Genomic DNA, 24,969 nt, shown 5'->3' with positions numbered 1-24,969 from the left:
AAGGAATGGGTTTGAAAAATCTCTCAACACTTCTGGTGTTTTTATTCTTTTGTTTGGGGTGTGTGAGCAATTTCAATGAAGACACTTACACGCTAGACTTAGTGTTAGAAAAAAAGATCCAAGCCAGCAGAAAGGGCGAAATCACCCAAAATAATGTGCCTATCATCACGGCTATCGCTACGCATTTAAACGATGTGGATAGCGGCACTTACTATGACCATGAGTATTTTTTAGTGGAGATTTTCACGCAAAATAACGATTGGATAGATGATGGCTATATTTCTTATGAGCTTTTTGGCACAAAACCTACAGGCTCAGAGCCTTTATGGGTGCGAGAAATCACAAAAGATGAATTTGATGGCATTTTAGAAACCACGAACCGGTGGAGCCGAGCCTTTTTGCTCGCTTTTGACAAATTGGATTATTTAGCGGTGCAAGAAGCCAAACTAGAGCTTGATGCCTATAGTTTAGGCAAGATTGTTTTTAATTTCGCTTATCAAGTCCCCTTGCCTCAATTTTAATGCGCCTAGATTACGCCCTATTCAACCAGCATTTAGCGAATAGCAGAGAAAAAGCTAAAGCGTTGGTTTTAAAAAATCAGGTTTTAGTCAATAAAATAGTGGTTTCTAAACCCTCTTTTATCGTTAAAGAGGGTGATCAAATTGAACTCATCGCTCCAAATTTATTCGTTAGCAGGGCTGGGGAAAAATTAGGGATTTTTTTAGAAGATCACTTTATAGATTTTAAAGAAAAGGTGGTTTTAGATGTGGGAGCGAGCAAGGGGGGCTTTAGTCAAGTGGCTCTTTTAAAAGGGGCCAAAAAGGTGCTTTGCGTGGATGTGGGGAAAATGCAATTAGATGAAAGTTTGAGAAACGATACACGCATAGAATGTTACGAAGAATGCGATATTAGAGGGTTTAAAACGCCAGAAACAATTGATTTAGTGCTTTGTGATGTGAGCTTTATTTCTTTATATTGTATTTTGGAAGCGATTTTGCCTTTAAGCGGTGAATTTTTAGCGCTTTTCAAACCGCAATTTGAAGTGGGCAGAGCAGTAAAACGCAATAAAAAGGGGGTGGTGATGGATAAAGAAGCCATTTTAAACGCTTTAGAAAACTTTAAAAACCATTTAAAAACAAAGGATTTTCAAATCTTAAAGATCCAAGAAAGCTTAGTGAAAGGGAAAAACGGGAATGTTGAATTTTTTATCCATTTCAAGCGAGCATGAGATTAAAAGCCTAGCTATCGGTAAATTTGATGGCTTGCATCTAGGGCATCAAGCCCTTTTTAAGGAATTAAAAGATCCCAAAGCCCTTTTAATCATAGAAAAAAAACATTACACTAAAGGCTATTTAACCCCCCTAAAATACCGCGCTAAACTCGTGGGCATGCCTTTATTTTTTGTGTATTTAGAAGAGATTTCACAATTAAACGCCCTAGAATTTTTAGAGCTTTTAAAAAAGAAATTCCCCCATTTAGAACGCCTAGTGGTGGGCTATGATTTCAGGTTTGGGCATGGAAGACAAAATGACGCTTTATTTTTAAAAGAGCGTTTTGAAAAAACCATTATTGTGCCTGAAGTGAAAGTCCAAGAGATTAGCGTGCATTCTAAGATGATCAAACTAGCCCTAAGTCATGGCGACTTGCTTTTAGCTAACAAGCTCTTAGGCAGGCCTTATGAAGTGTGCGGAAAAGTCATTAGCGATCAAGGCTTAGGGCATAAAGAATTAGCGCCTACTTTAAATATCAAAACTAAAGATTTTATCCTCCCTAGTTTTGGGGTGTATGCGAGTTTAGTGAAAGTAAAAGATCCAATTTATCAAAAAAGCGTGAGTTTTATAGGCAACCGCTTAAGCGCGGATCAAAATTTCGCCATAGAATGCCATGTGCTTGATACCATCATAGAAAACCCGCCCAAAGAAATCGCTTTGCGTTGGGTTCAAAAAATACGAGACAACATGCGTTTTTCTTCGTTAAAAGAGCTTAAAAATCAGATCCAACAAGACATCTTAAGAGCCAAAGAGATTTTGAGATAATTTGTGTTAAAATGGCTTTTAAAAACCTTAAAAATGGAAAAATTTAATGCGATTGAGTAACGCTGACTTAGAACGATTAAAAAGCATGGCCAACACGCTTCGCTTTTTGTGTGCGGACATGATAGATAAGGCTAATAGTGGGCATCCGGGCGTGTGCTTAGGGCTAGCTGATGTGATGGTGGTTTTAAGCTTGCACCTAAACCTTAACCCCATTAACCCTAAATGGCTCAATAGGGACAGGTTGGTTTTTAGCGGAGGGCATGCGAGCGCGTTAGCGTATAGTTTGTTGCATTTGTGGGGCTTTGATTTGAGTTTAGACGATTTAAAGCGTTTCAGGCAATTACACTCTAAAACCCCAGGACACCCCGAATTGCACCACACCGAAGGCATTGAAATCACCACAGGCCCTTTGGGGCAAGGTTTTGCTAACGCTGTGGGCTTTAGCATGGCGAGCCAATACGCTCAAACCCTTTTAGATAAAGAAGCGGTTTCTCATAAAGTCTATTGCTTGTGTGGGGATGGGGATTTGCAAGAAGGCATTAGTTATGAGAGCGCTTCTTTGGCCGGGCACTTTCGCCTTGATAATCTCATTGTGATTTATGACAGCAACCAAATTAGCATTGAAGGCGCTATTAATATTAGTTTTAGCGAACAGATTAAAACGCGTTTTTTAGCGCAAAATTGGGAAGTGCTAGAATGCGATGGGCATGACTATCAAGCGATTCACAACGCTTTAGAAGAAGCCAAAAAATCCCATAAACCCACGCTTTTAATCGCTCATACGATCATTGGTAAGGGGGCTATTGGTTTAGAGGGGAGTGAAAAAACGCATGGCTCGCCTTTAAATAAAGAAGTGTTAAAACAATCCAAAGAAAACGCTCAAATCAACCCTGATGAAAGCTTTATCATTAGTCCAAAAAACAAAATGCATTTTGAAGAAGTGAAAGTTAGGGGCGTTAGCTTAGAGGCCTTATGGGAAAAATCCTTAAGCCCTAAAACAAAAGAAAAAATCCATGCGTTAAAGGATTTTGATTTTAGCGCCATCCATTACCCCACCTTTAAAAAAGGCGAATCTCTAGCCACGAGAGTGAGTAACGGCATGATTTTAAACGCTATCGCTAAAGAATGCGAGGGCTTTTTAGGAGGGAGCGCGGATTTAGCCCCATCCAATAACACGCATTTAAAACACTCTGGCGATTTCCCTTTAGGGCAAAACTTGCATTTTGGGATCAGAGAGCATGCCATGGGGGCTATCACTAACGCTTTAGCGGCGTATGGCTTGTTTGTGCCTTTTTGCGCAACCTTTTTTGTGTTTAGCGATTATTTAATGCCCAGCATGCGTTTGAGCGCTTTAATGAAACTGAAAGCCCTTTTTATCTTCACGCATGACAGCATTGGGGTGGGCGAAGACGGGGCGACGCACCAGCCCATAGAGCAATTGAGCCATTTACGCGCTTTGCCCAACTTCTATGCTTTCAGGCCTAGCGACGCTTTTGAAAATACGGCTTGCATGCAAGTAGCGTTAAGTTTGAACGCTCCTAGCACTCTTATTTTATCGCGCCAGAATTTGCCCGTGCTTGATGAGGTTTCTAAAGAGCAGGTTTTAAAAGGGGCGTATGTTAAACATGATGCTAAAGATCCCATTATCACGCTTGTTGCGAGCGGGAGCGAAGTCTCTTTGGCTTTAGAGAGTGCTAAAATTTTAGAGCGAGAAAATATCCCCACTCAAGTGGTGAGTGCGCCATGCTTTGATTTATTGATAGAGCAAGATGAAAGCTATTTTAAAGAACTCTTTAAGGGTAAAGTCTTAGTCATTGAAGCGAGCCGCGCGATAGAGTGGTATCGTTTTGCGGATAAAATCGTTGGCATGGATTCTTTTGGGAGTTCGGCAAAGGGCGATAAACTCTTTGAAAAATTTGGCTTTAGCGTTGAAAACGTTATCGCTCAAGCTAAAAGGTTACTCAACGCATGAATTTAGAAAAACTTTTTTTAGAAAAATCCCCCTTGTTTGTTTTTAGCTCCACCAGGCGTTTAAAACATTTCTATTTAGAGCAAGGCGAAGGGTTTTTGCCTAGCACAATGAGCATGGGGAGTTTTTTTGAACAGGCTTTTTACATCCCTAATCAAAAGAAAATCCCTAACAGCGCACGCCAAATTTTAATGATAGACACCATTAAAGCCATCGCTAAAGAAAAAAAATCCATTCTTGAAGGGCTTTTACTTTTTGAAAACAGCTTTTTGGGGTATTTGGAAAGCACTTCTTTTTTGTTTGATTTGTTTGATGAGTTAAGCTCTGCTTGCATCAAACTCAATGAACTTTCTTCTAAAGACATTTATTTGGATTATGAAAAGCATTTAGAAGTCTTAGAAATGATTTATGATCGCTATGTTAAAAAGCTAGAAGAATTAGGCTTTTACGACAAAATCATGCAAAAAAAGCCCACGATTTTAAAAGAATTTTTTGAGCATTTTTCCTCCATTGAATGGCATTTAGACGGCTTTATGAGCGTTTTTGAAAGACAATGCCTATTAGAAGTGGCGGAGTTAGTGCCTATCACTTTACACCTATCTTGCGACAAATACAACCAAAAATTCTTGGAATTTCTCAATCTCAAATTAGAGACAGATTGCGATTATTCTATAGATTTTAAAACCCAAAAGATCCTCTCCCAGACACCCAAGCGCCAAAAAATAGAGCCAAAGCTTTATGCCAACTCCAGCTATTTAAAACAAAGCGCTTTAGTTTTACAAACCATAGAAGAGTATTTGCAAAAAGATAACGACCCTAATAAAATGGCGATCATCACGCCTAATGCGAATTTTTTGCCTTTTTTAAAACTCTTAGACAAAAACAACAATTTGAATTTCGCTATGGGCTTAGGGGCTAAAAACAGCCCTTATTATACAGAGCTTGTCAAAATCTTAGAAGATTTACAAACAAGCGATTTTAATTTAAGCGGATCTGCGTTATTGGACTTAGAAAATCTCACACTCCCGCTTTTAGAACAACAAAGCTCTAAAGAAAAAGCGCCCTTAAAAGAAGCGCATTCTCAAATCATGCACCAGTATCATCTTTTAAAAGACACGCTTAAAAACTACAGCCTTAAAGATTTATTGCATTTGTATTTGCAAGAATTTGAAGCCAATTTCCGCTTAGACGATTCTAGTGGGGGCAAAATACGAGTCATGGACACTTTAGAAACAAGGGGCATGCAATTTGATAAAATAGTGGTTGCGGATTTCAATGAAACATGCGTGCCAAGCCTTAAAGATTGCGATTTGTTTTTAAACTCCGCTTTAAGACAATCGCTCAACCTCCCCACTTTATTGGATAAGAAAAATTTGCAAAAACATTATTACTACCAGCTCTTTAAAAACTCTAAAGAAATAACACTTTCTTATATAGAGAGCGAAACTTCAAAAGCCTCTAACATGCTTTTGGAATTAAATTTGCATACAGAGCCTATCAAAGACGCTTACACGCTTTTTGCACCAAGTCCTTTAAAAGACTACCAAGAAGAAGAAATCAAAGCCGCTATCCTTAAAGATTTTAGCTTTAGCGCTAGCTCATTGAACGCTTTTTTAACTTGCAAGCGCCGTTTTTACTACCACTACATGAAGCGATTCAAAGAAAGCCCTAAAGATGAAAATAATAGCGCTGTGGGCAGTTTGCTCCATGAACTTTTAAAAGAGGCTTATGAAAAAGATAAAAACCCCCATGCGTTAGAAGAGAGGCTCATTTGGCTCTTAGAAACAAGAGAAAACATTACCCCTAAAGAGCGTTTAGACACTCTTATAGCGCTCAAAAAAATCCAGGCTTTTTATCTTAAAGAAAAAGAACGCTTTAAGGCAAGAATCAAAATCCTTGATCTTGAAAAAAGCTTTGAAACGATTATTCAAGGCGTTGTTTTTAAGGGGCGTATAGACAGAATTGACAAAACGGCTGACAATGAGATTATTTTATTGGATTACAAATTCAAAAGCGATTTGAGATTAGACAACATGAGTAAAACACAAAGAGGAGGCTTAAGCCCCATAGAAATCGCTCAAATCAGCACCGATTATCAAATGGCCATCTATGCGTTTGCCCTTAAAAATCTGGGTTACAAAGAGCCTATAAAAGCCTTTTTTTATGATTTGAGAAAGGGCGAGTTGCTAGAAGAAGACGAGCTTGTTTTACAGGCTAAAATGGATCATTTGGAATATTCTCTTATCCCCAAGCTCAAGCAAGAAATTGATTTTGAAAAAACTTTAGAAGTTAAAGATTGTGAGTATTGCTCTTTTAAAGACATGTGCAACCGATGAAATCTAAAAAACTTTATTTGGCTTTAATCATAGGGGTTTTATTAGCGTTTTTAACCCTATCTTCATGGCTGGGTAATAGCGGTTTAGTGGGGCGTTTTGGGGTGTGGTTTGCCGCACTCAATAAAAAATATTTTGGGTATCTTTCATTCATTAATTTACCCTATTTAGCATGGGTTTTATTCCTTTTATACAAGACTAAAAACCCTTTTACAGAAATCGTTTTAGAAAAAACTTTAGGGCATCTATTAGGCATTTTATCTTTGCTTTTTTTACAATCTAGCCTATTAAATCAAGGGGAAATCGGCAACAGCGCGCGTTTGTTTTTACGCCCTTTTATAGGGGACTTTGGGCTTTATGCGCTGATAACGCTTATGGTAGTTATTTCTTATTTGATTTTATTCAAACTACCCCCTAAAAGCGTTTTTTATCCTTATATGAACAAAACACAAAACCTTTTAAAAGAGATTTACAAACAATGCTTACAAGCCTTTAGCCCTAATTTTAGCCCAAAAAAAGAGAGTTTTGAAAACACCCCATTAGACGCTCAAAAAAAAGAAACTAACAACGACAAAGAAAAAGAAAACCTTAAAGAAAACCTTAAAGAAAACCTTAAAGAAAACCTTATTGATGAAAACCACAACACCCCTAACGAAGAATCGTTTTTAGCGATCCCTACCCCCTATAACACGACTTTAAACGATTTAGAGCCGCAAGAAGGCTTGGTTCAAATTTCCCCTCACCCCCCTACCCATTACACCATTTACCCTAAAAGAAACCGATTTGATGATTTGACTAACCCCACTAACCCCCCTTTAAAAGAACCTAAGCAAGAAACCAAAGAAAGAGAACCCATGCCCACAAAAGAAACTCTTGCACCCACCACACCCACACCCGTCATGTCCGCACCTGCACCCAACACAGAAAATCATGACAAAACAGAAAACCAAAAAACCCCCAATCACCCTAAAAAAGAAGAAAGCCCACAAGAAAACGTGCAAGAAGAAATGATAAAAGAAAATATAGAAGAAAAAGAAAATCTCAAAGAAGAAGAAAAAGAAACGCAAAACGCTCCAAGCTTTAGCCCACTAACCCCCACAAGCGCTAAAAAACCCGTTATGGTTAAAGAATTGAGCGAAAATAAAGAGATATTAGACGGGTTAGATTATGGCGAAGTGCAAAAACCCAAAGATTATGAGCTTCCCACCACGCAATTATTGAATGCGGTTTGTTTGAAAGACACTTCTTTAGACGAAAACGAGATTGACCAAAAAATCCAGGATTTATTGAGCAAACTGCGCACCTTTAAAATTGATGGCGATATTATCCGCACTTATTCAGGCCCTATTGTAACCACTTTTGAATTCCGCCCAGCCCCTAGCGTTAAGGTGAGCCGTATTTTAGGCTTGAGCGATGATTTAGCGATGACTTTATGCGCTGAATCCATTCGCATTCAAGCCCCTATTAAAGGTAAAGATGTCGTTGGCATTGAAATCCCTAACAGCCAGAGCCAAATTATTTATTTAAGAGAAATTTTAGAAAGCGAATTGTTTCAAAAATCCAGCTCGCCCTTAACTCTAGCTTTAGGCAAAGACATTGTAGGTAACCCTTTCATCACGGATTTAAAAAAGCTCCCCCACTTGCTCATCGCCGGCACGACAGGAAGCGGTAAGAGCGTGGGCGTGAATGCGATGATTTTATCCTTACTTTATAAAAACCCCCCCGATCAACTCAAATTAGTGATGATAGATCCCAAAATGGTAGAATTTAGCATTTATGCGGACATCCCTCATTTACTCACGCCCATTATCACCGACCCTAAAAAAGCTATCGGGGCTTTGCAAAGCGTGGCTAAAGAAATGGAGCGCCGATACTCTTTAATGAGCGAATACAAGGTTAAAACCATTGATTCCTATAACGAGCAAGCCCCAAATAACGGCGTTGAAGCGTTCCCCTATTTGATTGTGGTGATTGATGAATTAGCGGATTTGATGATGACAGGGGGCAAAGAAGCGGAGTTTCCTATCGCTAGAATCGCTCAAATGGGGCGAGCGAGCGGCTTGCACCTCATTGTAGCGACCCAACGCCCAAGCGTGGATGTCGTAACCGGCTTGATTAAAACCAACTTGCCTTCAAGGGTGAGTTTTAGGGTAGGCACTAAAATTGATTCTAAAGTGATTTTAGACACCGATGGGGCGCAAAGCTTGTTAGGAAGAGGCGATATGCTCTTTACTCCCCCAGGAACAAACGGGTTAGTGCGCTTGCATGCCCCCTTTGCCACTGAAGATGAAATCAAAAAAATCGTGGATTTTATTAAAGCCCAAAAAGAAGTGGAATACGATAAAGATTTCTTGCTAGAAGAATCGCGCATGCCTTTAGACACCCCTAACTATCAAGGCGATGACATTCTAGAAAGGGCTAAAGCGGTGATTTTAGAAAAAAAGATCACTTCTACGAGTTTTTTACAACGCCAATTAAAAATCGGCTACAACCAAGCCGCCACCATTACTGACGAATTAGAAGCTCAAGGCTTTTTATCCCCAAGAAACGCCAAAGGCAACAGAGAGATTTTGCAAAATTTTTAGGCTTTGTTTTCATTGAACGTTGGCAATAAAAACATTATTTTTAATTTTTAAAAAGTTACCGCCTGCTTTTCGCAAGCTTTTTATGATTGATTTTAAAAATGCCTTTGCGCATTTTTTAGACTTTATTATCAATCCTTCATTAAAAACAAAAACTTTTCTCAATGATACAAACGATACCAACCTTTCATCTATTAATCAAATATTATCTGTGGTTTCCCTAACTCCTAGTAAAATTACCTAAAAATTTCATATTCAAGGATAGCCATGAACCCCCAACCCGCCACCAAAAAACCCTTAAAATCCCTTTTAGCCGCTAGTTCAGGTAATTTAGTGGAATGGTATGACTTTTACGCTTATGCGTTCTTAGCGCCTTATTTTGCTAAGGAATTTACCCACACGAACGACCCCACTTTAGCGCTCATCTCAGCTTTTTTGGTTTTCATGCTAGGGTTTTTCATGCGCCCTTTGGGGAGTTTGTTTTTTGGTAAATTGGGGGATAAAAAGGGGCGTAAAACTTCTATGGTGTATTCCATTATCCTTATGGCGCTAGGTTCTTTCATGCTCGCATTGCTCCCCACTAAAGAAATCGTAGGGGAATGGGCGTTCTTGTTTTTATTATTAGCCAGGCTTTTACAGGGCTTTAGCGTGGGAGGAGAATATGGCGTGGTCGCTACTTACCTCTCTGAATTAGGCAGGAATGGTAAAAAAGGTTTTTATGGCTCTTTTCAATATGTAACTTTAGTTGGAGGGCAGCTCTTAGCTATTTTTTCACTCTTTATTGTTGAAAACATTTACACGCATGAGCAAATCAGTGCGTTTGCTTGGCGTTATTTATTCGCTTTAGGGGGTATATTAGCCCTACTCTCGCTCTTTTTAAGAAATATCATGGAAGAAACCATGGATAGTAAAACAACTCCCAAAACCACCATTAAAGAAGAAACCCAAAGAGGCAGTTTAAAGGAATTGCTCAACCATAAAAAAGCCTTAATGATAGTCTTTGGGCTAACTATGGGAGGGAGTTTGTGTTTTTATACTTTTACGGTGTATTTAAAAATCTTTTTAACCAACAGCTCATCATTCAGCCCTAAAGAAAGCAGTTTTATCATGCTTTTAGCGCTCTCTTATTTCATCTTCTTACAGCCCTTATGCGGGATGCTTGCGGATAAAATCAAACGCACCCAAATGCTGATGGTTTTTGCTATCACAGGGCTTATTGTAACGCCTGTTGTCTTTTATGGTATCAAGCATGCCACTAGCGTGTATGAAGCCCTATTTTATGAAATACTCGCATTGAGCAGCATGAGTTTTTACACTTGCATTGCTGGGGTCATTAAGGCGGAATTATTCCCTGAACATGTGCGAGCGCTTGGCGTGGGTCTAGCCTATGCGATCGCCAATGCGCTTTTTGGAGGGAGCGCGAGTTATGTAGCGTTAGAGTTCAAACAGCATGGTTTTGAAGCGGGGTTTGTGGGCTATGTCATGTTTAGTATTGTTATCTTTATGGTTATGGTTATCATATTCCCTAAAAAAACCTATTTGGAATGAATCTGTTTTTATTTAATTTTTGCTATAATTTTTCCTTTTAAAAGGATTCTTGCATGCAAAATGGGTATTATGCGGCCACAGGGGCTATGGCGACACAATTTAACCGCTTGGATTTAACCTCTAATAATTTAGCTAATTTAAACACTAATGGCTTTAAAAGAGACGATGCGATTACAGGCGATTTTTTAAGGCTTTACCAACAATACCGAGAGCAACTGCCCTTAGAAGATCAAACCAAAGCGAGCGCGAAGTATCTAAACCGCAACCTCAATCGTGTGCCTATTTTATCAGAAATCTATACGGATAGGAGTCTTGGCGCGTTTGAAGAAACGCATAACCCCCTGGATTTTGCCCTAACAAGCCCTAACCTCTATTTTGCGATACAAACTAATGAGGGCGTCGCTTATACCAGAGACGGGCATTTCAGCGTGGATAAAGACGGCTTTTTAGTTACTCTTAATGGCTTTAAGGTGCTTTCACGCTCTGGCTTGAACGAAAAAGGAGGGATCATGCTCATGCCTGACGCTGAAATTGAAGTGGATCAAAATGGTGGAATCACTTTTAGGGATAATGAAGCCCAAATTCAAGCGGGCGCGTTAGCTTTAGTGAGTTTTAGCGAACCTAAAAACCTTAAAAAGATAGGGCAAAACCTTTATACCTATCAGGGCGAAGGCATCCATCAAGTCTCTGACTCTGGCGCGTTAAAACAATACATGCTAGAAAAAAGCAATGTCAATGCAGTGCGTGAGATGAGTGCTTTGATTGAAATCAACCGCTTTTTGGACATGTATTCTAAAGTGCTAAAAACCCATCAAGATGACATGAACGCTGAAGCGATCAACAAACTCGCTACAAAAGCTTAAGAGCGAATGGTTTAGGATTGTTTTTGGCTTGCGAGTCTTCAAAAATTTCTTTTGCCTCTTTAACTTGTGAAAAATTTCTATGCATGCATGTGTTTGCATGTTTATTTTTTCTTTTTTATTGTTCAGTTCGTTGTGGCTTTTGTGTTTTAAACTCGTTTGTGATAGGATCTAATCCCATTAAGGTTTGAGACGCTATAGCCGTTTCTGTAATGGTTAGAGAGTGTCGGCTTGATCTCTAATTCCCTTAGTGCTTTTATCACCCCATTAAAATCAAGCTTTTTTATTATCCACTTTATTATCAGCGTCCATTTTAAGATAGAGCCATTCTAAAAGCTTGTAAAAATTTCTTTCTGCTTCCACTAAGCTTTAGCAAGTCGTTTTTTTTGTAATTTGATTATGCCCTTTTAGCATAACCAACACCATATCTAAAGAGGTCTTTTTTTATTTATAAATGTAATTTTATATTTTTACTCCAACGCCAAGTCAATCAAAATTTGCCAATTCTCTTTATAGTGTTGGAGTTGCGACAAACTCTTTGTAAAGCTATTTTATTTGCCCTATTAAGTGGTATTCCAAAATGCTTTTTTGCTTTCTCTCGCATGCCTTAAACTCTAAATGTTTTAAGGGGTTAGCAATGGATAAAAGATGGGGTTTTTCACTTAAATTCAATACCACTACAAGCACATAATCATGGCTATAAGTTTGTGCTTGTTCGTATTCTTTTTGGGTCAATCTCAATGTCCCTTGCTTTTCTCTAATCCCCTTAACTTCCACTAAAAACGCTTGCTTGTTGGTTTGAATATAGAAGTCATACCCATCGCCAAAAAGACGCATGTCTTTTAAATGCCCACAAGAGAATATTTTGATGTTTTTATAGTGGTTTAAGAAATATAATTCGGCTTCCAAACCTGTTTCTTGCATGCTTTTATAGCGGGTTTTGAGGTAAGCGTTAGGGGTAATGCCTAAATCTTTGACGCCGTATTGTTCTTGCAAAAACAATTTCACAATATGGCTAAAACCCTTAACGCTTTCTTTTTCAAGCAAACTATCAATCCATAATTTTCTATGGATATAGGCATCACCTTTTTGCCACCAACCTTTGCGTTTGTTAGGAAAAAAATAATCAAATAAATCCATGCGATTTTTGATAACGCCAGTCGTGTCAGCTAGGCCAATTTGGACGCAATATTCAAAAAAAGCATTTTTAGTAGAAAAGCCAAATTCTTTAATAAAATCATTATCAAATTTTGCCAAAGCATAGCCTATGAGATTTAAAATTTCATAGTTCTTATGTTTTGCCATAGAAGCTAAACGCCCTAATCAATCTTTAATATCGCCAAAAACGCTTCTTGGGGAAGCTCCACCTTACCGATAGCTTTCATGCGTTTCTTGCCCTCTTTTTGCTTTTCTAAGAGTTTTCTTTTTCGTGTAATATCGCCCCCATAGCACTTAGCCGTTACATTCTTACCGACAGATTTAATCGTCTCTCTGGCGATGATCTTATTCCCCACGCTCGCTTGGATAGCGACTTCAAAAAGCTGTCTTGGGATAAGCTCTTTCATCGTTTCCACTAAAGCTCGCCCCTTTTCATACGCCTTGTTTTTATCTATGATGATAGAAAGCGCATCCACCACATCGCCTGCCACTCTCACATCCAACTTCACTAAATGGGCCTCTCTGTTTTCTATCGGCTCATAATCAAAGCTCGCATACCCTTTAGTGCAAGATTTGAGCTTGTCATAAAAATCCATCACAATTTCGTTGCTCGGCAAGGAATAAGTGAGCATGACACGAGATTGGTTCAAATATTCCATTTTTTCTTGAATGCCTCTTTTATTGTTCAATAACTGCATTAAATTACCCAAAAATTCACTCGGCGTGATGATCGTCGCTCTCACAAAAGGCTCTTTGATGCAAGCGATATGGTTTTCAGGGGGCAATTCGCTAGGGTTTTGGACGTATTTGATGATATTATCCGTCAAATGCACTTCATACACCACCGTGGGAGCGGTAGCGATGAGGTTAAGGCCAAATTCCCTCTCCAGCCTTTCTTTAATCACTTCCATGTGCAATAGCCCTAAAAAGCCCACCCTAAAGCCAAAGCCAAGCGCCACAGAGCTTTCAGGCTCAAAATTTAAAGCGCAATCGTTAAGCTGGAGTTTCAATAACGCTTCCCTTAAATCTTCAAACCGGTCCGTTTCTATAGGGTAAAGCCCCGCAAAAACAAAGGGTTTAGCCGGCATAAAGCCTTCAATGGGTTTAGGGGTAGGGTTTTTAGCGTCTGTGAGCGTATCACCCACCGCAATATCCGTAACGCTTTTTAGCCCCAAACTCACAATGCCAATCTCGCCGCATTCTAAACTTTTAGTAGGGATTTTTTTCAAAGGGTTAGGGTAGTATAGCCCTAAAACGCCATGTTTTTTACCCGTTCCCATCACTAAAATTTCTTGCTCAGTGTTGATGCTCCCATCCATGATACGCACCAACGCTAGCGCCCCTAAATAATTGTCAAACCATGAATCATAAATGAGCGCTTTTAAGGGAGCGTTAGGATCACCGCTAGGGGCAGGAATGGTTGTAATGATTTTTTCTAACAAATCTTTAATGCCAAGCTTAGCTTTAGCGCTCACTTCATTAGCATTAGAGCAATCAATCCCTATCGTGTCTTCTATATCCTGTTTGACCTCTAAAACATTCGCATTCGGCAAATCAATTTTATTGATCACCGGTAAAATTTCTAAATTGTTATCTAAAGCGATATAAACATTCGCAATGGTTTGCGCTTCCACGCCTTGAGTGGCATCCACCACCAATAACGCCCCTTCGCACGAACACAAAGAGCGCGACACTTCATAACTAAAATCCACATGCCCTGGGGTGTCAATGAGGTTTAACACATAATCCTCCCCCTTAAAAGTGTAATTTAAGCGCACGCTTTGAGCCTTAATCGTAATGCCCCTTTCTTTTTCAATATCCATAGTGTCCATCACTTGGCTCGTCATTTCTCTGTTGCTGATAGCGTTGCATTCAGAAATCAAACAATCCGCTAAAGTGCTTTTACCATGGTCAATGTGAGCGATAATGGAAAAATTGCGGATATTTTTCATTGGCGTAGGCGTCTTTTCTTTCATCTCTCTTGTCCTAAATCTTTTAAAATAGCGTCAGTCAAACTCTCCGTGTCTAAGCCTAAGGATTTTTCCACTAAAGCGGTGTTCCCATGCATGATAAATTCGTCAATGATTTCAAAGCTTTTAACAGGCTTTAAAATATTTTGTTCGCTCAAAAACTCTAAAATCGCGCTAGCCACCCCCCCAAGCTTGTAATTATCGCTAAAAACATAGAGCTTTTGATAAGGGGCAATGATGGCGCTTAAATTTTGATCTAAGGGCTTTAAAAACCTGAGATCCAACAGCGCGCACTCTATGTTTTTTTCTTTTAAAGCCAGTTGGACTAAATGCGCCCGCCCCACGCCATTACCATAGCCAATGAGTAAAATTTCGCCCTCTTTTTTCAATAATTCGCTTTGCCCTAAAACAAAACCGCTAGGCTCAAAAACCCCCTCTTTTAACGCAAACGACCCCCTAGGGTAGCGGAACGCGCAAGGGCTTGAATGATGTTCATTGGCAAAACGCACGGCGTTTTTTAAAGTCTCATTATCTCGTGGGGCAAAAATGACCATGTTGGGGATAGAGCGCAAATACGACACATCTAAAAGCCCTTGGTGCGTTTCGCCATCTTCGCCCACAATCCCAGCCCTATCAATGGCTAATTTAATCGGCAAGCTAGAAATGCAAGCGTCATGCACAATGGAATCATAAGCCCTTTGCAAAAAAGTAGAATAGATACTCACAAAAGGTTTAAACCCCTCTTTAGCCATAGCGCTGCTAGAAGTTAAGGCGTGTTGTTCAGCGATAGCGACATCAAAAAAGCGCAAAGGGTAAGCGTCAATGAGTTTGTCTAATCCTGTGCCGCTAGGCATCGCCGCAGTTACGCCTACGATTTTTTCATCTTTTTTGGCTAATTCTAAAAGGGTGTTAGAATACGCTTCAGTGGGCGATAAAATCGCGCTTTTGGATTTTTTAGACAAGCCGGTATCCAAATCAAAAGGCCCCACCCCATGCCATTTTTCATACCGCCCTTCAGCGATTTTATAGCCTTTGCCCTTTAAGGTTTGCGCATGGATTAGCACCGGCTCTTTAAGCTCTTTGGCTAATTTCAAGGTTTCAATAATCGCATTCAAATCATGCCCATTAATAGGCCCTATATAGTTAATGCCTAATTCTTCAAAAAACACGCCCGGGGTGATGAGCTTGAAAGATTCTTCAAAACGGCTCGCTAAGTAATTCACGCTTTCAGGTAAGGTGCTTAAGATTTTTTTAACTTTAGAGCGGAAAGACTGATAAAACGGGCCTTTCATCAGCTGGCTAAGGGCTTTGGATAAGGCTCCAATAGGCGTGCTGATACTCATTTCATTATCGTTCAAAATCATGATCATGGGGTATTTCCTATCGCCCAGTTCGTTTAAGGCTTCATAAAAAATCCCCGCGCTAATACTCCCATCGCCTAGTAAAGCTATGGGCATGCCTAACGCCTGTTTCAAACAAAAAGCTTTAGCCACCCCAACGCCTATGGACACCGAAGTGGAACTATGCCCGGCAATGAAATAATCGTATGCGCTCTCGCTGGGTTTAGTAAAGCCGCTCAAACCTTGAAATTGCCTTAAAGTGCTAAAGCTTTCAAAACGCCCGGTTAAAAGCTTGTGGGCGTAAGCTTGGTGCGAAGTGTCAAAAATGAAAGGGTTTTTTTGGCAATCAAATAAGGCATGCATGCCTACAATCAGCTCCACAGCCCCTAAAGAAGAGCTTAAATGCCCCCCATTAGCGCTCACCACTTCTAAAATACGATTCCGCAGCGTTTGACACACCAACTCCAAGCCTGCAATATCATTAGGGTTTAAATCAAAAGTTTTATTTTGCAAAATCACACCTTAAAATTTTCCAACACGCTTTCTTTGAGCGTTTTAAAGCGCTCCATCAAATTCCCATCAAGGCTCCCGTTAGAGCTAGTGATCATAACGCCTCCTTTAGAAATAGCTTCATTGCTCTCCAATTTGATTTTAGAAGCGTTTTGCAAACGCTCGTTTAAATAAGGGTAATCCAAGGGATTGACTTTTAAATGAATATCCGTTGCGTCTAAAACGTTTTTTAAAAGCTCTTCAGCTAAAGCGAGGGCTACTTTTTGGCTGTTGTCTTCCACTTCTTTAAGGATCACTTCTTTAGCTATATCTATCGCAATCGCGCTCAACTCCTTTTCTAAAGCCATTAAATGATTTTCTGAGCTTTTCATTTTTTCATCTAAAGCGCTGATTGCATGCAAAAGCTGGTTCTTTTCTTCATTCACGCTGTGAGTGAGTTCGTTACGCATTTTTTCTTCGCCCTCTTTAAAGCCGATTTTATAGCCGTCGTTTTTAGCGTTTTCAATCAAAGCTTTGCTCTCTTCTTGAGCTTTTTCAAATTGCATTTGCAATTTCACTAAATGGCTTGAAAGCTCATCGGTTTTTTTCAATAAGCAATCAATCAAATCGTTTTCTATCGCTTTTTTTTCCAAAGGCTCTTCTAGGTTAGGCGTTTCTAAAGACGCGCCATTAGGATTAGTTTTAGGAGGTAAATTTGCCATGCTCTTAAATTCGTATTTTTGAATGTCATGCTTATTCAAATGATCTTTTTGGATCAAGTTTTTACGGCTATTCAATGACATCTTCCTCTTCACCGGTTTGGATCACGCCTTTTTCTTGCAAGCTCTGCACGATTTCAATGATCTTTCTTTGGGCCACATCCACATCTTTGATTTTAACCGCCCCTAAATATTGCATTTCTTCTACAAATTGCTCTGCAGCCCTACTGCTCATGTTGTTTAAGAATTTATCGGTTAAATCTTTCGTGGAAGTTTTTAAGGCTAAAGACAAGTCTTTTTTGTCCGCTACTTTCAAAATCTCTCTGATAGCGAAATTGTCCAATTTCACAATGTCTTCAAAAGTGAACATCATCTCTTTAATCGCGCCGGCGAGTTTGTTATCCACGCTTTCAATGCGAGCGAGCGTGGTTTTAGCGCTCTTTTGGCCCAAGCGGTTAAAGATTTCAGCCACCGCTCTCAAACCGCCCACTTCAATTTTATAACTGGTGAGCGATTCTAGTTTGTTTTCTAACACCGTGGAAACCCTTTTAACCACTTGGGGCGATATTTCGCCTAAATTCGCCATTCTAATGGAGATTTCCGCTTTCATTTCATCAGGGAAATAGCTCAAAGTCTCAGCCGCATTAGGGGCTTCCATGTGGGCTAAAATCAAGGCAATGGTTTGAGGGTGTTCGTTAATGATGAAATCAGCGAGTTGTTGGGGCTTGATTTTGCCTAAATAAGCGAAGTTTTTTTGCGTTTGCAAGCTTTTAGTGAGTTTGTCCATCACTTTTCTGGCTTCTTCGCTCCCTAAAGTCCTGGTTAAAAGCTCTCTAGCGTATTCTAAACCGCCGGTATTGATGTATTGGTTAGACTGGAAAATCGCAAAAAATTCCTCTAAAACCGCCGCGCCGATTTGCTTGTCCGTGCCGTTTAATTGCACGATTTGCTTAGAAATCTCTGTAATAGAGTCAATGTCTAAATGCCTTAAAATCTCGCCTGTGGTGTCTTCGCCCACTTGAATGAGTAAAATAGCGATTTTTTCACTCATGGAAAGTTCGTCTAATTGAGCCTTTTGTTTGGGGGTAAGCTTGGTTGCCATTTTTAACCTTTTTTAACCTTTCGCGCTGTCTGAAGAGATTTCATCTTTGATTAGGAGTTTAAAGAGCGTGGCGATTTCATCAGGGCGTTCTTTAAGGATCCCTCTAATCTTTTCTAAAATAATTTCGTATCTTACTTCTTCTTCGCTAAAGGTTGCATTAAGCCCTAATTGATCTTCTACTTTTTTCCTCAAATCGCCCAGTTTGTTCAATTCATCTTCTTCTTCATCCATTTCTTCAAACATGGATTTCACTTCCTTATCTTCATCAGGCACCACTTCTAGCATGCGCTCGCTGAAAGGCACAATCACTTTTTTATAGAAAATAAATAGCACTATAAACACTAAAATATACTTGATTAAAGGCGTGAATGAGCCTAAGATTTTTTGAGTTTTGTGCATGATTTTTTCGCTCAAAGTAGCATTATCAATCACAGGCGCCATAGGGTTAAACTCAAAATTGCTCACCGCCACATCATCGCCTCTATTTTGATTATAGCCAATGGCTTGTTTCACTAGAGCGTTGATTTTTTGAAGCGATTCATCGCTCAAGGGCTCGTATTCTAAAGTGTTTGCCCCATCTTTAAGCGCGATTTTATACCTGCCATCCACCACAACCGCCGCATTCAAACGCACTAAAGTGCCAAACTCGCCCTTAATCTCGCTAATGGTTTTACCCACTTCATAATTGGTCGTGTTTTGAGACTTTTCGTATTTTTCTGGCTCTTTATTGTCTTTCAATCCTTGCACAGGCCCGATATTGCTCACAACCCCAGGCACGCCGCCGACTTGTTTTTTAGGAGCGCCTTCTTTTTTTTCTTCTAAATTTTGCTCGCTCCTTACAACATTATTGGGATCAAAAGTCTCTTTAGTGCTTTTCTTTTGGCTGAAATCAAACTCCGCATTGACCCTTGCGACCACCTTGTTTTTACCCCCCACAATAGGGGCTAAGATATTGACAATCTTATTCTCTAAAATGTTTTCAAAATTTTGTTTGTAATGCAATTGCTCTAGGGCTAATTCTTTGGAGTTTTCTAGTATATCGCCCTCGCCTATTGATTCGCCGTTTTCATTCACGATTTTCACATTTTCTATCGTGAGTTTAGGCACAGCTGCAGCGATTAAATTTTTAATCCCTAAAATTTGAGTGGGTGAAAGCTTCATGTCAGGCTTGAGTTTGAGCATCACCGAAGCACTAGGAGGCACTTCTTTAGCCACAAACACGCTGTCTTTAGGGATTGCAATATGCACATTGGCTTTCAAAATGGGGTTTAAACTTTCAATCGTGCGCGACAATTCCCCCTCAATGGCGCGAATGAGTTTGATGTTCTGATCAAAATCAGTCGCCCCAAAGTCTTTAGTGTCAAAGATTTCAAAGCCCACTTTACTCGTTTTAGGGATCCCTTGAGAAGCCAGCGTGATCCTTTCTTCATACACTTTATCTTTAGGGATAAGAATGGTGTCATCTCTTGAGACTTTATAAGGGATTTGGTTTTGCTGGAGGTGCTGCAAGATTAAAGCGTTATCGCTAGAGTCTAAACCTTCAAATAAAACCCCATAACCCCCTTGCGTGTAGTTTTTTTCTTTAAAGGGATAGAGCAACAAAAACACGAGCAAAGCCGTGATTAAAACCCCAGCTGCAATCAGGGCGATTTTTTGCTTTTTATTGAGCTTGATGAAAAAATCAACAATCCGTTGCAATAATACCTTTAAATCCAATATTAAAACCTTGATAAAATTTTTATTCTTTTAAGCCGTTCGCTTAGATCTTTTGGAACACGCTCAAATAAATCCCTATGGAAAAACAAGCCCCTAACGCCCCTAAACAAACCCCTCCTAAAACACTGCTAAAAGACACCCCTAAAACAATCAGCGCTAAGTCTATTAAAAGAATCAAACCAAGCAAACTACAAGAAAGAATGTTTTGAAATATTTGATGCGTGATCAAATGGGGTATCAATAAAACAAGCAACCCATAAAATAGCGTCAAAGAAAGCGCAATAGCGCTAGGGAAATTAGCGCTGTGCGAAAGCCACTGAATGGAATGCGCCAAAAGATGTTTTAAAGATTCCAAAAGGGCTTCAAATAAGATCACGCTTAGCACAAACCACACCCCAAGCGCTAAATTTCTGCGATACAGGCTTAAAAACACCCCCACCAACAAGCTCAAAGGTAACACGAATTGAGAAGAACCTAAAAAAACAACGCGTCGGAGCGTTTGATCTAAAATAGGGTTAGAAGAATTTGAACGCATCAAGCTAAAAATCGCATGGTCCATTGAATTAGCATAATCAAAAAAAACCAAGCCAGCAATAAGGATGAAAAACGCGCTAAAAACGCCTCCTAAAAGAAACAGGGTTTTAACTGGTAATAAGAAAAATACTTTGGATTGTGCAGAAACATTTTTGAAAGAATTTTCAGCCATTATTTAAAACCCTTTTAGTCAGTTCATTCAAAATGGATATTATACGCCAACGAACTTTAAAATCGCTCTTAAAAAATTTAAGACAATGAAGTTTAAACGCATAAAAGCTTTTTATTTTAATCAAACCTAACTAATAAGAAACTGAAATTGTTTTTTTTTTTTTTTGAAATCGCTTTAATTTTTGCCCTCTTTTAAAGCTTTTTAACCCTTTTTAGACTACAATTTTAAGAAGTAAAAATCAAAGGAACGCAATAACTTATGGATAGAGCCAAATTTATATTCGTTACAGGGGGCGTGTTAAGCTCTCTAGGGAAAGGGATTTCATCTTCTTCAATCGCTACGCTTTTACAGCATTGCAATTACCAGGTTTCTATTTTGAAGATCGATCCTTATATTAATATTGATCCAGGCACCATGAGCCCTTTAGAGCATGGGGAAGTGTTTGTGACTAGCGATGGCGCTGAAACGGATTTAGACATTGGGCATTATGAACGCTTTTTGAACAGGAATTTAACGAGGTTGAATAATTTCACTACCGGGCAGATTTTTTCAAGCGTGATAGAAAACGAAAGGAAAGGGGAATATTTAGGCAAAACCATTCAAATCGTCCCCCATGTAACCGATGAAATCAAAAGGCGCATTAAAAGCGCGGCTAAGGGGTTGGATTTTTTAATCGTGGAAGTGGGCGGAACCGTGGGCGATATGGAGGGCATGTTTTATTTGGAAGCGATCCGCCAGCTTAAACTGGAATTAGGGAATGAAAAAGTCATCAATGTGCATGTAACCTTGATCCCCTATATCCAAACCACTAACGAGCTAAAAACCAAACCCACGCAGCATTCCGTCCAAGAATTACGGCGTCTTGGCGTAACCCCTCAAATCATTTTGGCGCGATCGCCTAAGCCTTTGGATAAAGAGTTGAAAAATAAAATCGCTTTGAGTTGCGATGTGGAGCAAGACAGCGTGATTGTCGCCACAGACACTAAAAGCATTTACGCATGCCCTATTCTTTTCTTGCAAGAAGGCATTTTAACCCCCATTGCCAGACGCTTTAATTTGAATAAACTACACCCCAAAATGGCGGCTTGGAACACTTTAGTAGAAAAGATTATCGCTCCTAAACACAAAGTCAAAATTGGTTTTGTGGGCAAGTATTTAAGCTTAAAAGAATCTTATAAATCCTTGATTGAAGCCTTAATCCATGCGGGCGCGCATTTGGATACGCAAGTCAATATTGAATGGCTGGATAGCGAGAATTTTAATGAAAAGACGGATTTAGAGGGCGTTGATGCGATTTTAGTGCCGGGGGGCTTTGGAGAAAGGGGGATTGAGGGCAAAATTTGCGCCATTCAAAGGGCTAGGGTGGAAAAACTCCCCTTTTTAGGGATTTGTTTGGGCATGCAATTAGCGATCGTGGAGTTTTGCCGCAATGTTTTAGGTTTAAAAGGGGCTAACTCTACGGAATTTAACCAACGCTGCGAATACCCTGTGGTGTATTTGATTGAAGATTTTATGGATCAAAACCACCAAAAACAGGTGCGTACCTATAATTCGCCTTTAGGAGGCACCATGCGATTAGGCGAATACGAATGCGAAATCATGCCTAATAGCTTGTTAGAAAAAGCTTATAAAAAGCCTAGCATTAAAGAAAGACACCGCCATCGTTATGAAATCAACCCCAAATACCGCCAAGAGTGGGAAAATAAGGGCTTGAAAGTGGTGGGTTTTGGAGCGAATCATTTGATTGAAGCGATTGAGTTAGAGCATCACCCGTTCTTTGTGGGGGTGCAATTCCACCCGGAATTTACCTCTAGGTTGCAAAGCCCTAACCCTATTATTTTGGATTTCATTAAGAGCGCTCTTTCTAAATCCTAATCTAACAAATGAAACAAAAGCTTAAAGCTCAAATCAAAGAGCGATTGGCTTCTATCGCTTACAATGAAAAAGGGTTTCCTAGCCCCTTTTTATTTAAAGACTTGAAAAAAGCCGCGCTCAAAATCATAGAAGCCATGCGCGCAAACACAGAAATTTTAGTGGTGGGCGATTATGACGCTGACGGCGTGATTAGCTCTGCTATCATGGCAAAATTCTTTGAAAGCCTGAACTATAAGCATGTGCGCATTGCAATCCCTAATCGCTTCATGGATGGTTATGGGATTTCTAAAAAGTTTTTAGAAAAACACCACGCCCCTTTAATCATCACGGTGGATAACGGGATTAACGCCTTTGAAGCTGCACGATTTTGCAAAGAAAAAAATTACACCCTTATCATCACCGATCACCATTGCTTGCACCATGATAAAATTCCAGACGCTTATGCAGTGATCAACCCCAAGCGACCGGATTGTGATTTTATCCAAAAGGAAGTGTGCGGGGCGTTAGTGGCGTTTTATTTGTGCTATGGAATCCACAAGCTTTTAGGAAAAGAAAAAAGCCATTCTAGCGAGTTGCTATGCTTAGCGGGCGTGGCGACTATTGCTGATATGATGCCTTTGACTTTTTTTAACCGCTTTTTGGTTTCTAAAGCCTTGTATTTTTTACAAAAAGAATCCTTAGGGGCGATGGGGTTTTTACGCCAAAGAGAAGTTTTTAGAAAACGCTCTTTAAAAGCGAGCGATATTTCTTTTAATATCGCCCCTTTAATCAATTCCGCAGGGCGCATGCAAGACGCTAAAATAGCCCTGGATTTTTTAAGCGCGAATAATTTTCAAGATGGCTATTCTTTGTATGAACGCTTGAAAGCATGCAATTTGAAGCGTAAAATGATCCAACAGCAGGTTTTTGAAGAAGCCTTTAAGCATGCGATGGTTGGAGAAAAAATTATCGTCGCTTTTAAGGATAATTGGCATGAGGGCGTGCTTGGGATTGTGGCTTCAAAATTAGTGGAAGCCACCCAAAAGCCAAGCCTGGTTTTCACTTTTAAAGAAGGGGTGTATAAGGGGAGCGCTCGTAGCTCTCCAAATATTGATCTCATTGACGCTTTGAATGGGGTTTCTTCTTTGTTGCTCGGATATGGAGGGCATAGGCAAGCTTGCGGGTTGAGCGTTGGAAAAAACAATATCATCTCGCTCTTTGAAACTTTAGAAAATTTTGATTTTAAAGTCTTGCCTTTTTGTGAAACAGAACCCCCTTTAACGCTCAAATTAAAAGACATTGACAGAGAGCTTTTAGAGATTATAGAAACGGGCGAACCTTATGGGCAAGAAAACCCTGAACCCCTATTCCAAGCAAAAAATTTAGAAGTCATAGAAGAAAAAATCATTAAAGAAAGCCACCAGGTTTTGCGTTTTAAGGATAAAGAATGCGTCAAAGAGGCTATTTATTTTAACGCTGAGCGGTTTTTGAAAGCGGGCGAAAAGGTGAGCGCGATTTTTAGCGTGGAATTAGATGAGTGTTCTAATGAGCCAAAAATGTTTGTTAAAAGTTTATTATAGTGCCTTTTGTTGAAGAAGAATTTGAAATTTTAAAACCCACCAAAGCCTTGTTTTTGGTGCGCGATGTTTTAAAATGCTCTCTAAAAGAAGCCCAACGCCACCTTGACAAGCAACGCTTAAAACAAAACCAACAAGCCGTGCGTAAATCTCAAATCATTCAAGGGGTCGTTCGCTTGATTTATTTCAAGCCTAATGAAAAACAAGAAAAGCTTGTTTTTGAAACGAAAGATTTTGGCGTGTTTGACAAACCCACTCAAGTCTATACCCACCCTAAAGGCTATTTTTACCATGAAAGCTTATTAGATTGTATCCAATCGCATTTTGGCAAAAACGCCCACCCAGCCCACAGACTGGACTATGAAACGAGCGGGTTAGTCTTAGCGGGCAAGACTTTACAAAGCGTTAAGGATTTAAAAGCGCTTTTCATGCAAAAAAAAGTGAAAAAAACTTATTTAGCGCTAGTGCATGGGTTGGTTGAAAAAAGCATGAAAATAGACAAACCCATTCTAACGCCACAAAACATTCAAAAAGACTTGTGCATTCGATCTAAAATTTCTCCTTTAGGCAAGCCTTCAATCACGCTTGTTGAGCCTTTAAGCTATAACCCTTTTTTGGATATAAGCCTACTCAAAATCACCCCACTCACCGGGCGCACGCACCAGATCCGCTTGCATTTAAGCAGCGTGGGGCATAGGATTGTGGGTGAGGGGCTTTATGGGGTGGTTGATGAAGAAGCGAGAGGATACCTTCAATTAAAGCGTGAAAACAACGCCCCATTACTCATGCTCCATGCGTTTCGTCTGGGGTTTGAATTTAAAAAAGCGTTCTATGAGATCACCTCCCCCATGCCTGAACGCTTCATGCCCTTTTTAAAAGATTGACCCTTTTTTATTGATTATCCCCTGATTATTTTATTGATTATTTTTATTGGGGGGGTTTTTTTGATTAAGGTTTTCTGCACCCTTTAAATAAACCCTCTTGAATGTTTTCTTCGGTCAATAAGCTAA

Annotated in this window: 18 protein-coding genes; 11 read left to right on the top strand and 7 right to left on the bottom strand. The window is 39.7% G+C overall.

The annotated features are described in order from the left end of the window. Positions 1–5: 5 nt before the first annotated feature. From J5F42_RS06855 to J5F42_RS06820, 8 genes are all read left to right on the top strand, one after another. A complete protein-coding gene (locus tag J5F42_RS06855; protein ID WP_000523548.1) occupies positions 6–521 on the top strand; it encodes a hypothetical protein in 516 nt (171 codons plus the stop codon). After that, positions 521–1,228 (top strand): 23S rRNA (cytidine-2'-O)-methyltransferase TlyA, encoded by a 708-nt coding sequence (gene tlyA / locus J5F42_RS06850; protein ID WP_097699450.1) that lies wholly within the window; start codon positions 521–523, stop codon positions 1,226–1,228. The genes J5F42_RS06855 and tlyA overlap by 1 nt, the downstream gene beginning before the upstream one ends. Next, on the top strand, positions 1,194–2,036 hold the full coding sequence (locus J5F42_RS06845; protein ID WP_097699451.1) for a bifunctional riboflavin kinase/FAD synthetase: 843 nt from the start codon (positions 1,194–1,196) through the stop codon (positions 2,034–2,036). Before tlyA ends, J5F42_RS06845 begins: the two co-directional genes overlap by 35 nt. A 46-nt stretch (positions 2,037–2,082) precedes the next feature. Continuing rightward, positions 2,083–4,008 (top strand): transketolase, encoded by a 1,926-nt coding sequence (gene tkt, locus J5F42_RS06840; protein ID WP_283491276.1) that lies wholly within the window; start codon positions 2,083–2,085, stop codon positions 4,006–4,008. Continuing rightward, a complete protein-coding gene (gene addB, locus J5F42_RS06835) occupies positions 4,005–6,341 on the top strand; it encodes an ATP-dependent deoxyribonuclease AddB (RefSeq protein WP_283491275.1) in 2,337 nt (778 codons plus the stop codon). Before tkt ends, addB begins: the two co-directional genes overlap by 4 nt. After that, on the top strand, positions 6,338–8,923 hold the full coding sequence (locus tag J5F42_RS06830; RefSeq protein WP_198973053.1) for a DNA translocase FtsK: 2,586 nt from the start codon (positions 6,338–6,340) through the stop codon (positions 8,921–8,923). The genes addB and J5F42_RS06830 overlap by 4 nt, the downstream gene beginning before the upstream one ends. 264 nt (positions 8,924–9,187) lie before the next feature. Beyond that, positions 9,188–10,468, top strand: a complete 1,281-nt coding sequence (locus J5F42_RS06825; protein WP_077654148.1) for an MFS transporter — start codon at positions 9,188–9,190, stop codon at positions 10,466–10,468. 53 nt (positions 10,469–10,521) lie between these two features. Beyond that, the gene (locus J5F42_RS06820; RefSeq protein ID WP_001179205.1) at positions 10,522–11,331 is read left to right on the top strand and encodes a flagellar hook-basal body protein; all 810 of its coding nucleotides are present in this window, start codon (positions 10,522–10,524) and stop codon (positions 11,329–11,331) included. A gap of 543 nt (positions 11,332–11,874) precedes the next feature. Here the strand turns inward: J5F42_RS06820 and J5F42_RS06815 are convergent. Genes J5F42_RS06815 through J5F42_RS06785 form a run of 7 tightly spaced genes read right to left on the bottom strand, consistent with a single transcriptional unit; the run spans position 11,875 to position 20,528 of the window. After that, on the bottom strand, positions 11,875–12,633 hold the full coding sequence (locus J5F42_RS06815; protein ID WP_001052087.1) for a protein NO VEIN domain-containing protein: 759 nt from the start codon (positions 12,631–12,633) through the stop codon (positions 11,875–11,877). 14 nt (positions 12,634–12,647) lie between these two features. Beyond that, positions 12,648–14,438, bottom strand: a complete 1,791-nt coding sequence (lepA, locus tag J5F42_RS06810) for a translation elongation factor 4 (protein WP_097699366.1) — start codon at positions 14,436–14,438, stop codon at positions 12,648–12,650. A 20-nt stretch (positions 14,439–14,458) separates the two neighbouring features. Next, positions 14,459–16,309, bottom strand: coding sequence for a 1-deoxy-D-xylulose-5-phosphate synthase (gene dxs / locus J5F42_RS06805; RefSeq protein ID WP_198973048.1), 1,851 nt, complete (start codon positions 16,307–16,309; stop codon positions 14,459–14,461). Positions 16,310–16,311: 2 nt separating this feature from the next. Further along, positions 16,312–17,088 (bottom strand): flagellar assembly protein FliH, encoded by a 777-nt coding sequence (gene fliH / locus J5F42_RS06800; protein WP_078240905.1) that lies wholly within the window; start codon positions 17,086–17,088, stop codon positions 16,312–16,314. Further along, positions 17,075–18,106, bottom strand: coding sequence for a flagellar motor switch protein FliG (fliG, locus tag J5F42_RS06795; RefSeq protein WP_000201863.1), 1,032 nt, complete (start codon positions 18,104–18,106; stop codon positions 17,075–17,077). The genes fliH and fliG overlap by 14 nt, the downstream gene beginning before the upstream one ends. Before the next feature lie 12 nt (positions 18,107–18,118). After that, on the bottom strand, positions 18,119–19,822 hold the full coding sequence (gene fliF, locus J5F42_RS06790; RefSeq protein ID WP_283491274.1) for a flagellar basal-body MS-ring/collar protein FliF: 1,704 nt from the start codon (positions 19,820–19,822) through the stop codon (positions 18,119–18,121). Positions 19,823–19,865: 43 nt separating this feature from the next. Continuing rightward, positions 19,866–20,528, bottom strand: a complete 663-nt coding sequence (locus J5F42_RS06785; protein ID WP_283491273.1) for a phosphatase PAP2 family protein — start codon at positions 20,526–20,528, stop codon at positions 19,866–19,868. Between the two features lie 258 nt (positions 20,529–20,786). Here J5F42_RS06785 and pyrG point away from each other — a divergent pair, with 258 nt between their 5' ends. Genes pyrG through J5F42_RS06770 form a run of 3 tightly spaced genes read left to right on the top strand, consistent with a single transcriptional unit; the run spans position 20,787 to position 24,843 of the window. Beyond that, positions 20,787–22,403: a glutamine hydrolyzing CTP synthase gene (gene pyrG / locus J5F42_RS06780; RefSeq protein ID WP_283491272.1), complete on the top strand. Its 1,617-nt coding sequence runs from the start codon at positions 20,787–20,789 to the stop codon at positions 22,401–22,403. Positions 22,404–22,411: 8 nt separating this feature from the next. Continuing rightward, positions 22,412–23,962, top strand: coding sequence for a single-stranded-DNA-specific exonuclease RecJ (gene recJ / locus J5F42_RS06775; RefSeq protein WP_283491271.1), 1,551 nt, complete (start codon positions 22,412–22,414; stop codon positions 23,960–23,962). Next, on the top strand, positions 23,962–24,843 hold the full coding sequence (locus tag J5F42_RS06770) for an RluA family pseudouridine synthase (RefSeq protein ID WP_283491270.1): 882 nt from the start codon (positions 23,962–23,964) through the stop codon (positions 24,841–24,843). The genes recJ and J5F42_RS06770 overlap by 1 nt, the downstream gene beginning before the upstream one ends. Positions 24,844–24,969: the final 126 nt, after the last annotated feature.

This window comes from Helicobacter pylori (assembly GCF_030062585.1).
Classification (GTDB): Bacteria; Campylobacterota; Campylobacteria; order Campylobacterales; family Helicobacteraceae; genus Helicobacter; species Helicobacter pylori_CN.
This window is presented reverse-complemented; position numbering and strand designations above follow the sequence as displayed.

Coding starts and splice junctions, on each gene's coding strand:
- J5F42_RS06855 (WP_000523548.1), top strand. CDS start 6: ATGGGTTTGAAAAATCTCTCAACACTTCTGGTGTTTTTATTCTTTTGT.
- tlyA (WP_097699450.1), top strand. CDS start 521: ATGCGCCTAGATTACGCCCTATTCAACCAGCATTTAGCGAATAGCAGA.
- J5F42_RS06845 (WP_097699451.1), top strand. CDS start 1,194: ATGTTGAATTTTTTATCCATTTCAAGCGAGCATGAGATTAAAAGCCTA.
- tkt (WP_283491276.1), top strand. CDS start 2,083: ATGCGATTGAGTAACGCTGACTTAGAACGATTAAAAAGCATGGCCAAC.
- addB (WP_283491275.1), top strand. CDS start 4,005: ATGAATTTAGAAAAACTTTTTTTAGAAAAATCCCCCTTGTTTGTTTTT.
- J5F42_RS06830 (WP_198973053.1), top strand. CDS start 6,338: ATGAAATCTAAAAAACTTTATTTGGCTTTAATCATAGGGGTTTTATTA.
- J5F42_RS06825 (WP_077654148.1), top strand. CDS start 9,188: ATGAACCCCCAACCCGCCACCAAAAAACCCTTAAAATCCCTTTTAGCC.
- J5F42_RS06820 (WP_001179205.1), top strand. CDS start 10,522: ATGCAAAATGGGTATTATGCGGCCACAGGGGCTATGGCGACACAATTT.
- J5F42_RS06815 (WP_001052087.1), bottom strand. CDS start 12,633: ATGGCAAAACATAAGAACTATGAAATTTTAAATCTCATAGGCTATGCT.
- lepA (WP_097699366.1), bottom strand. CDS start 14,438: ATGAAAAATATCCGCAATTTTTCCATTATCGCTCACATTGACCATGGT.
- fliH (WP_078240905.1), bottom strand. CDS start 17,088: ATGTCATTGAATAGCCGTAAAAACTTGATCCAAAAAGATCATTTGAAT.
- fliG (WP_000201863.1), bottom strand. CDS start 18,106: ATGGCAACCAAGCTTACCCCCAAACAAAAGGCTCAATTAGACGAACTT.
- J5F42_RS06785 (WP_283491273.1), bottom strand. CDS start 20,528: ATGGCTGAAAATTCTTTCAAAAATGTTTCTGCACAATCCAAAGTATTT.
- pyrG (WP_283491272.1), top strand. CDS start 20,787: ATGGATAGAGCCAAATTTATATTCGTTACAGGGGGCGTGTTAAGCTCT.
- recJ (WP_283491271.1), top strand. CDS start 22,412: ATGAAACAAAAGCTTAAAGCTCAAATCAAAGAGCGATTGGCTTCTATC.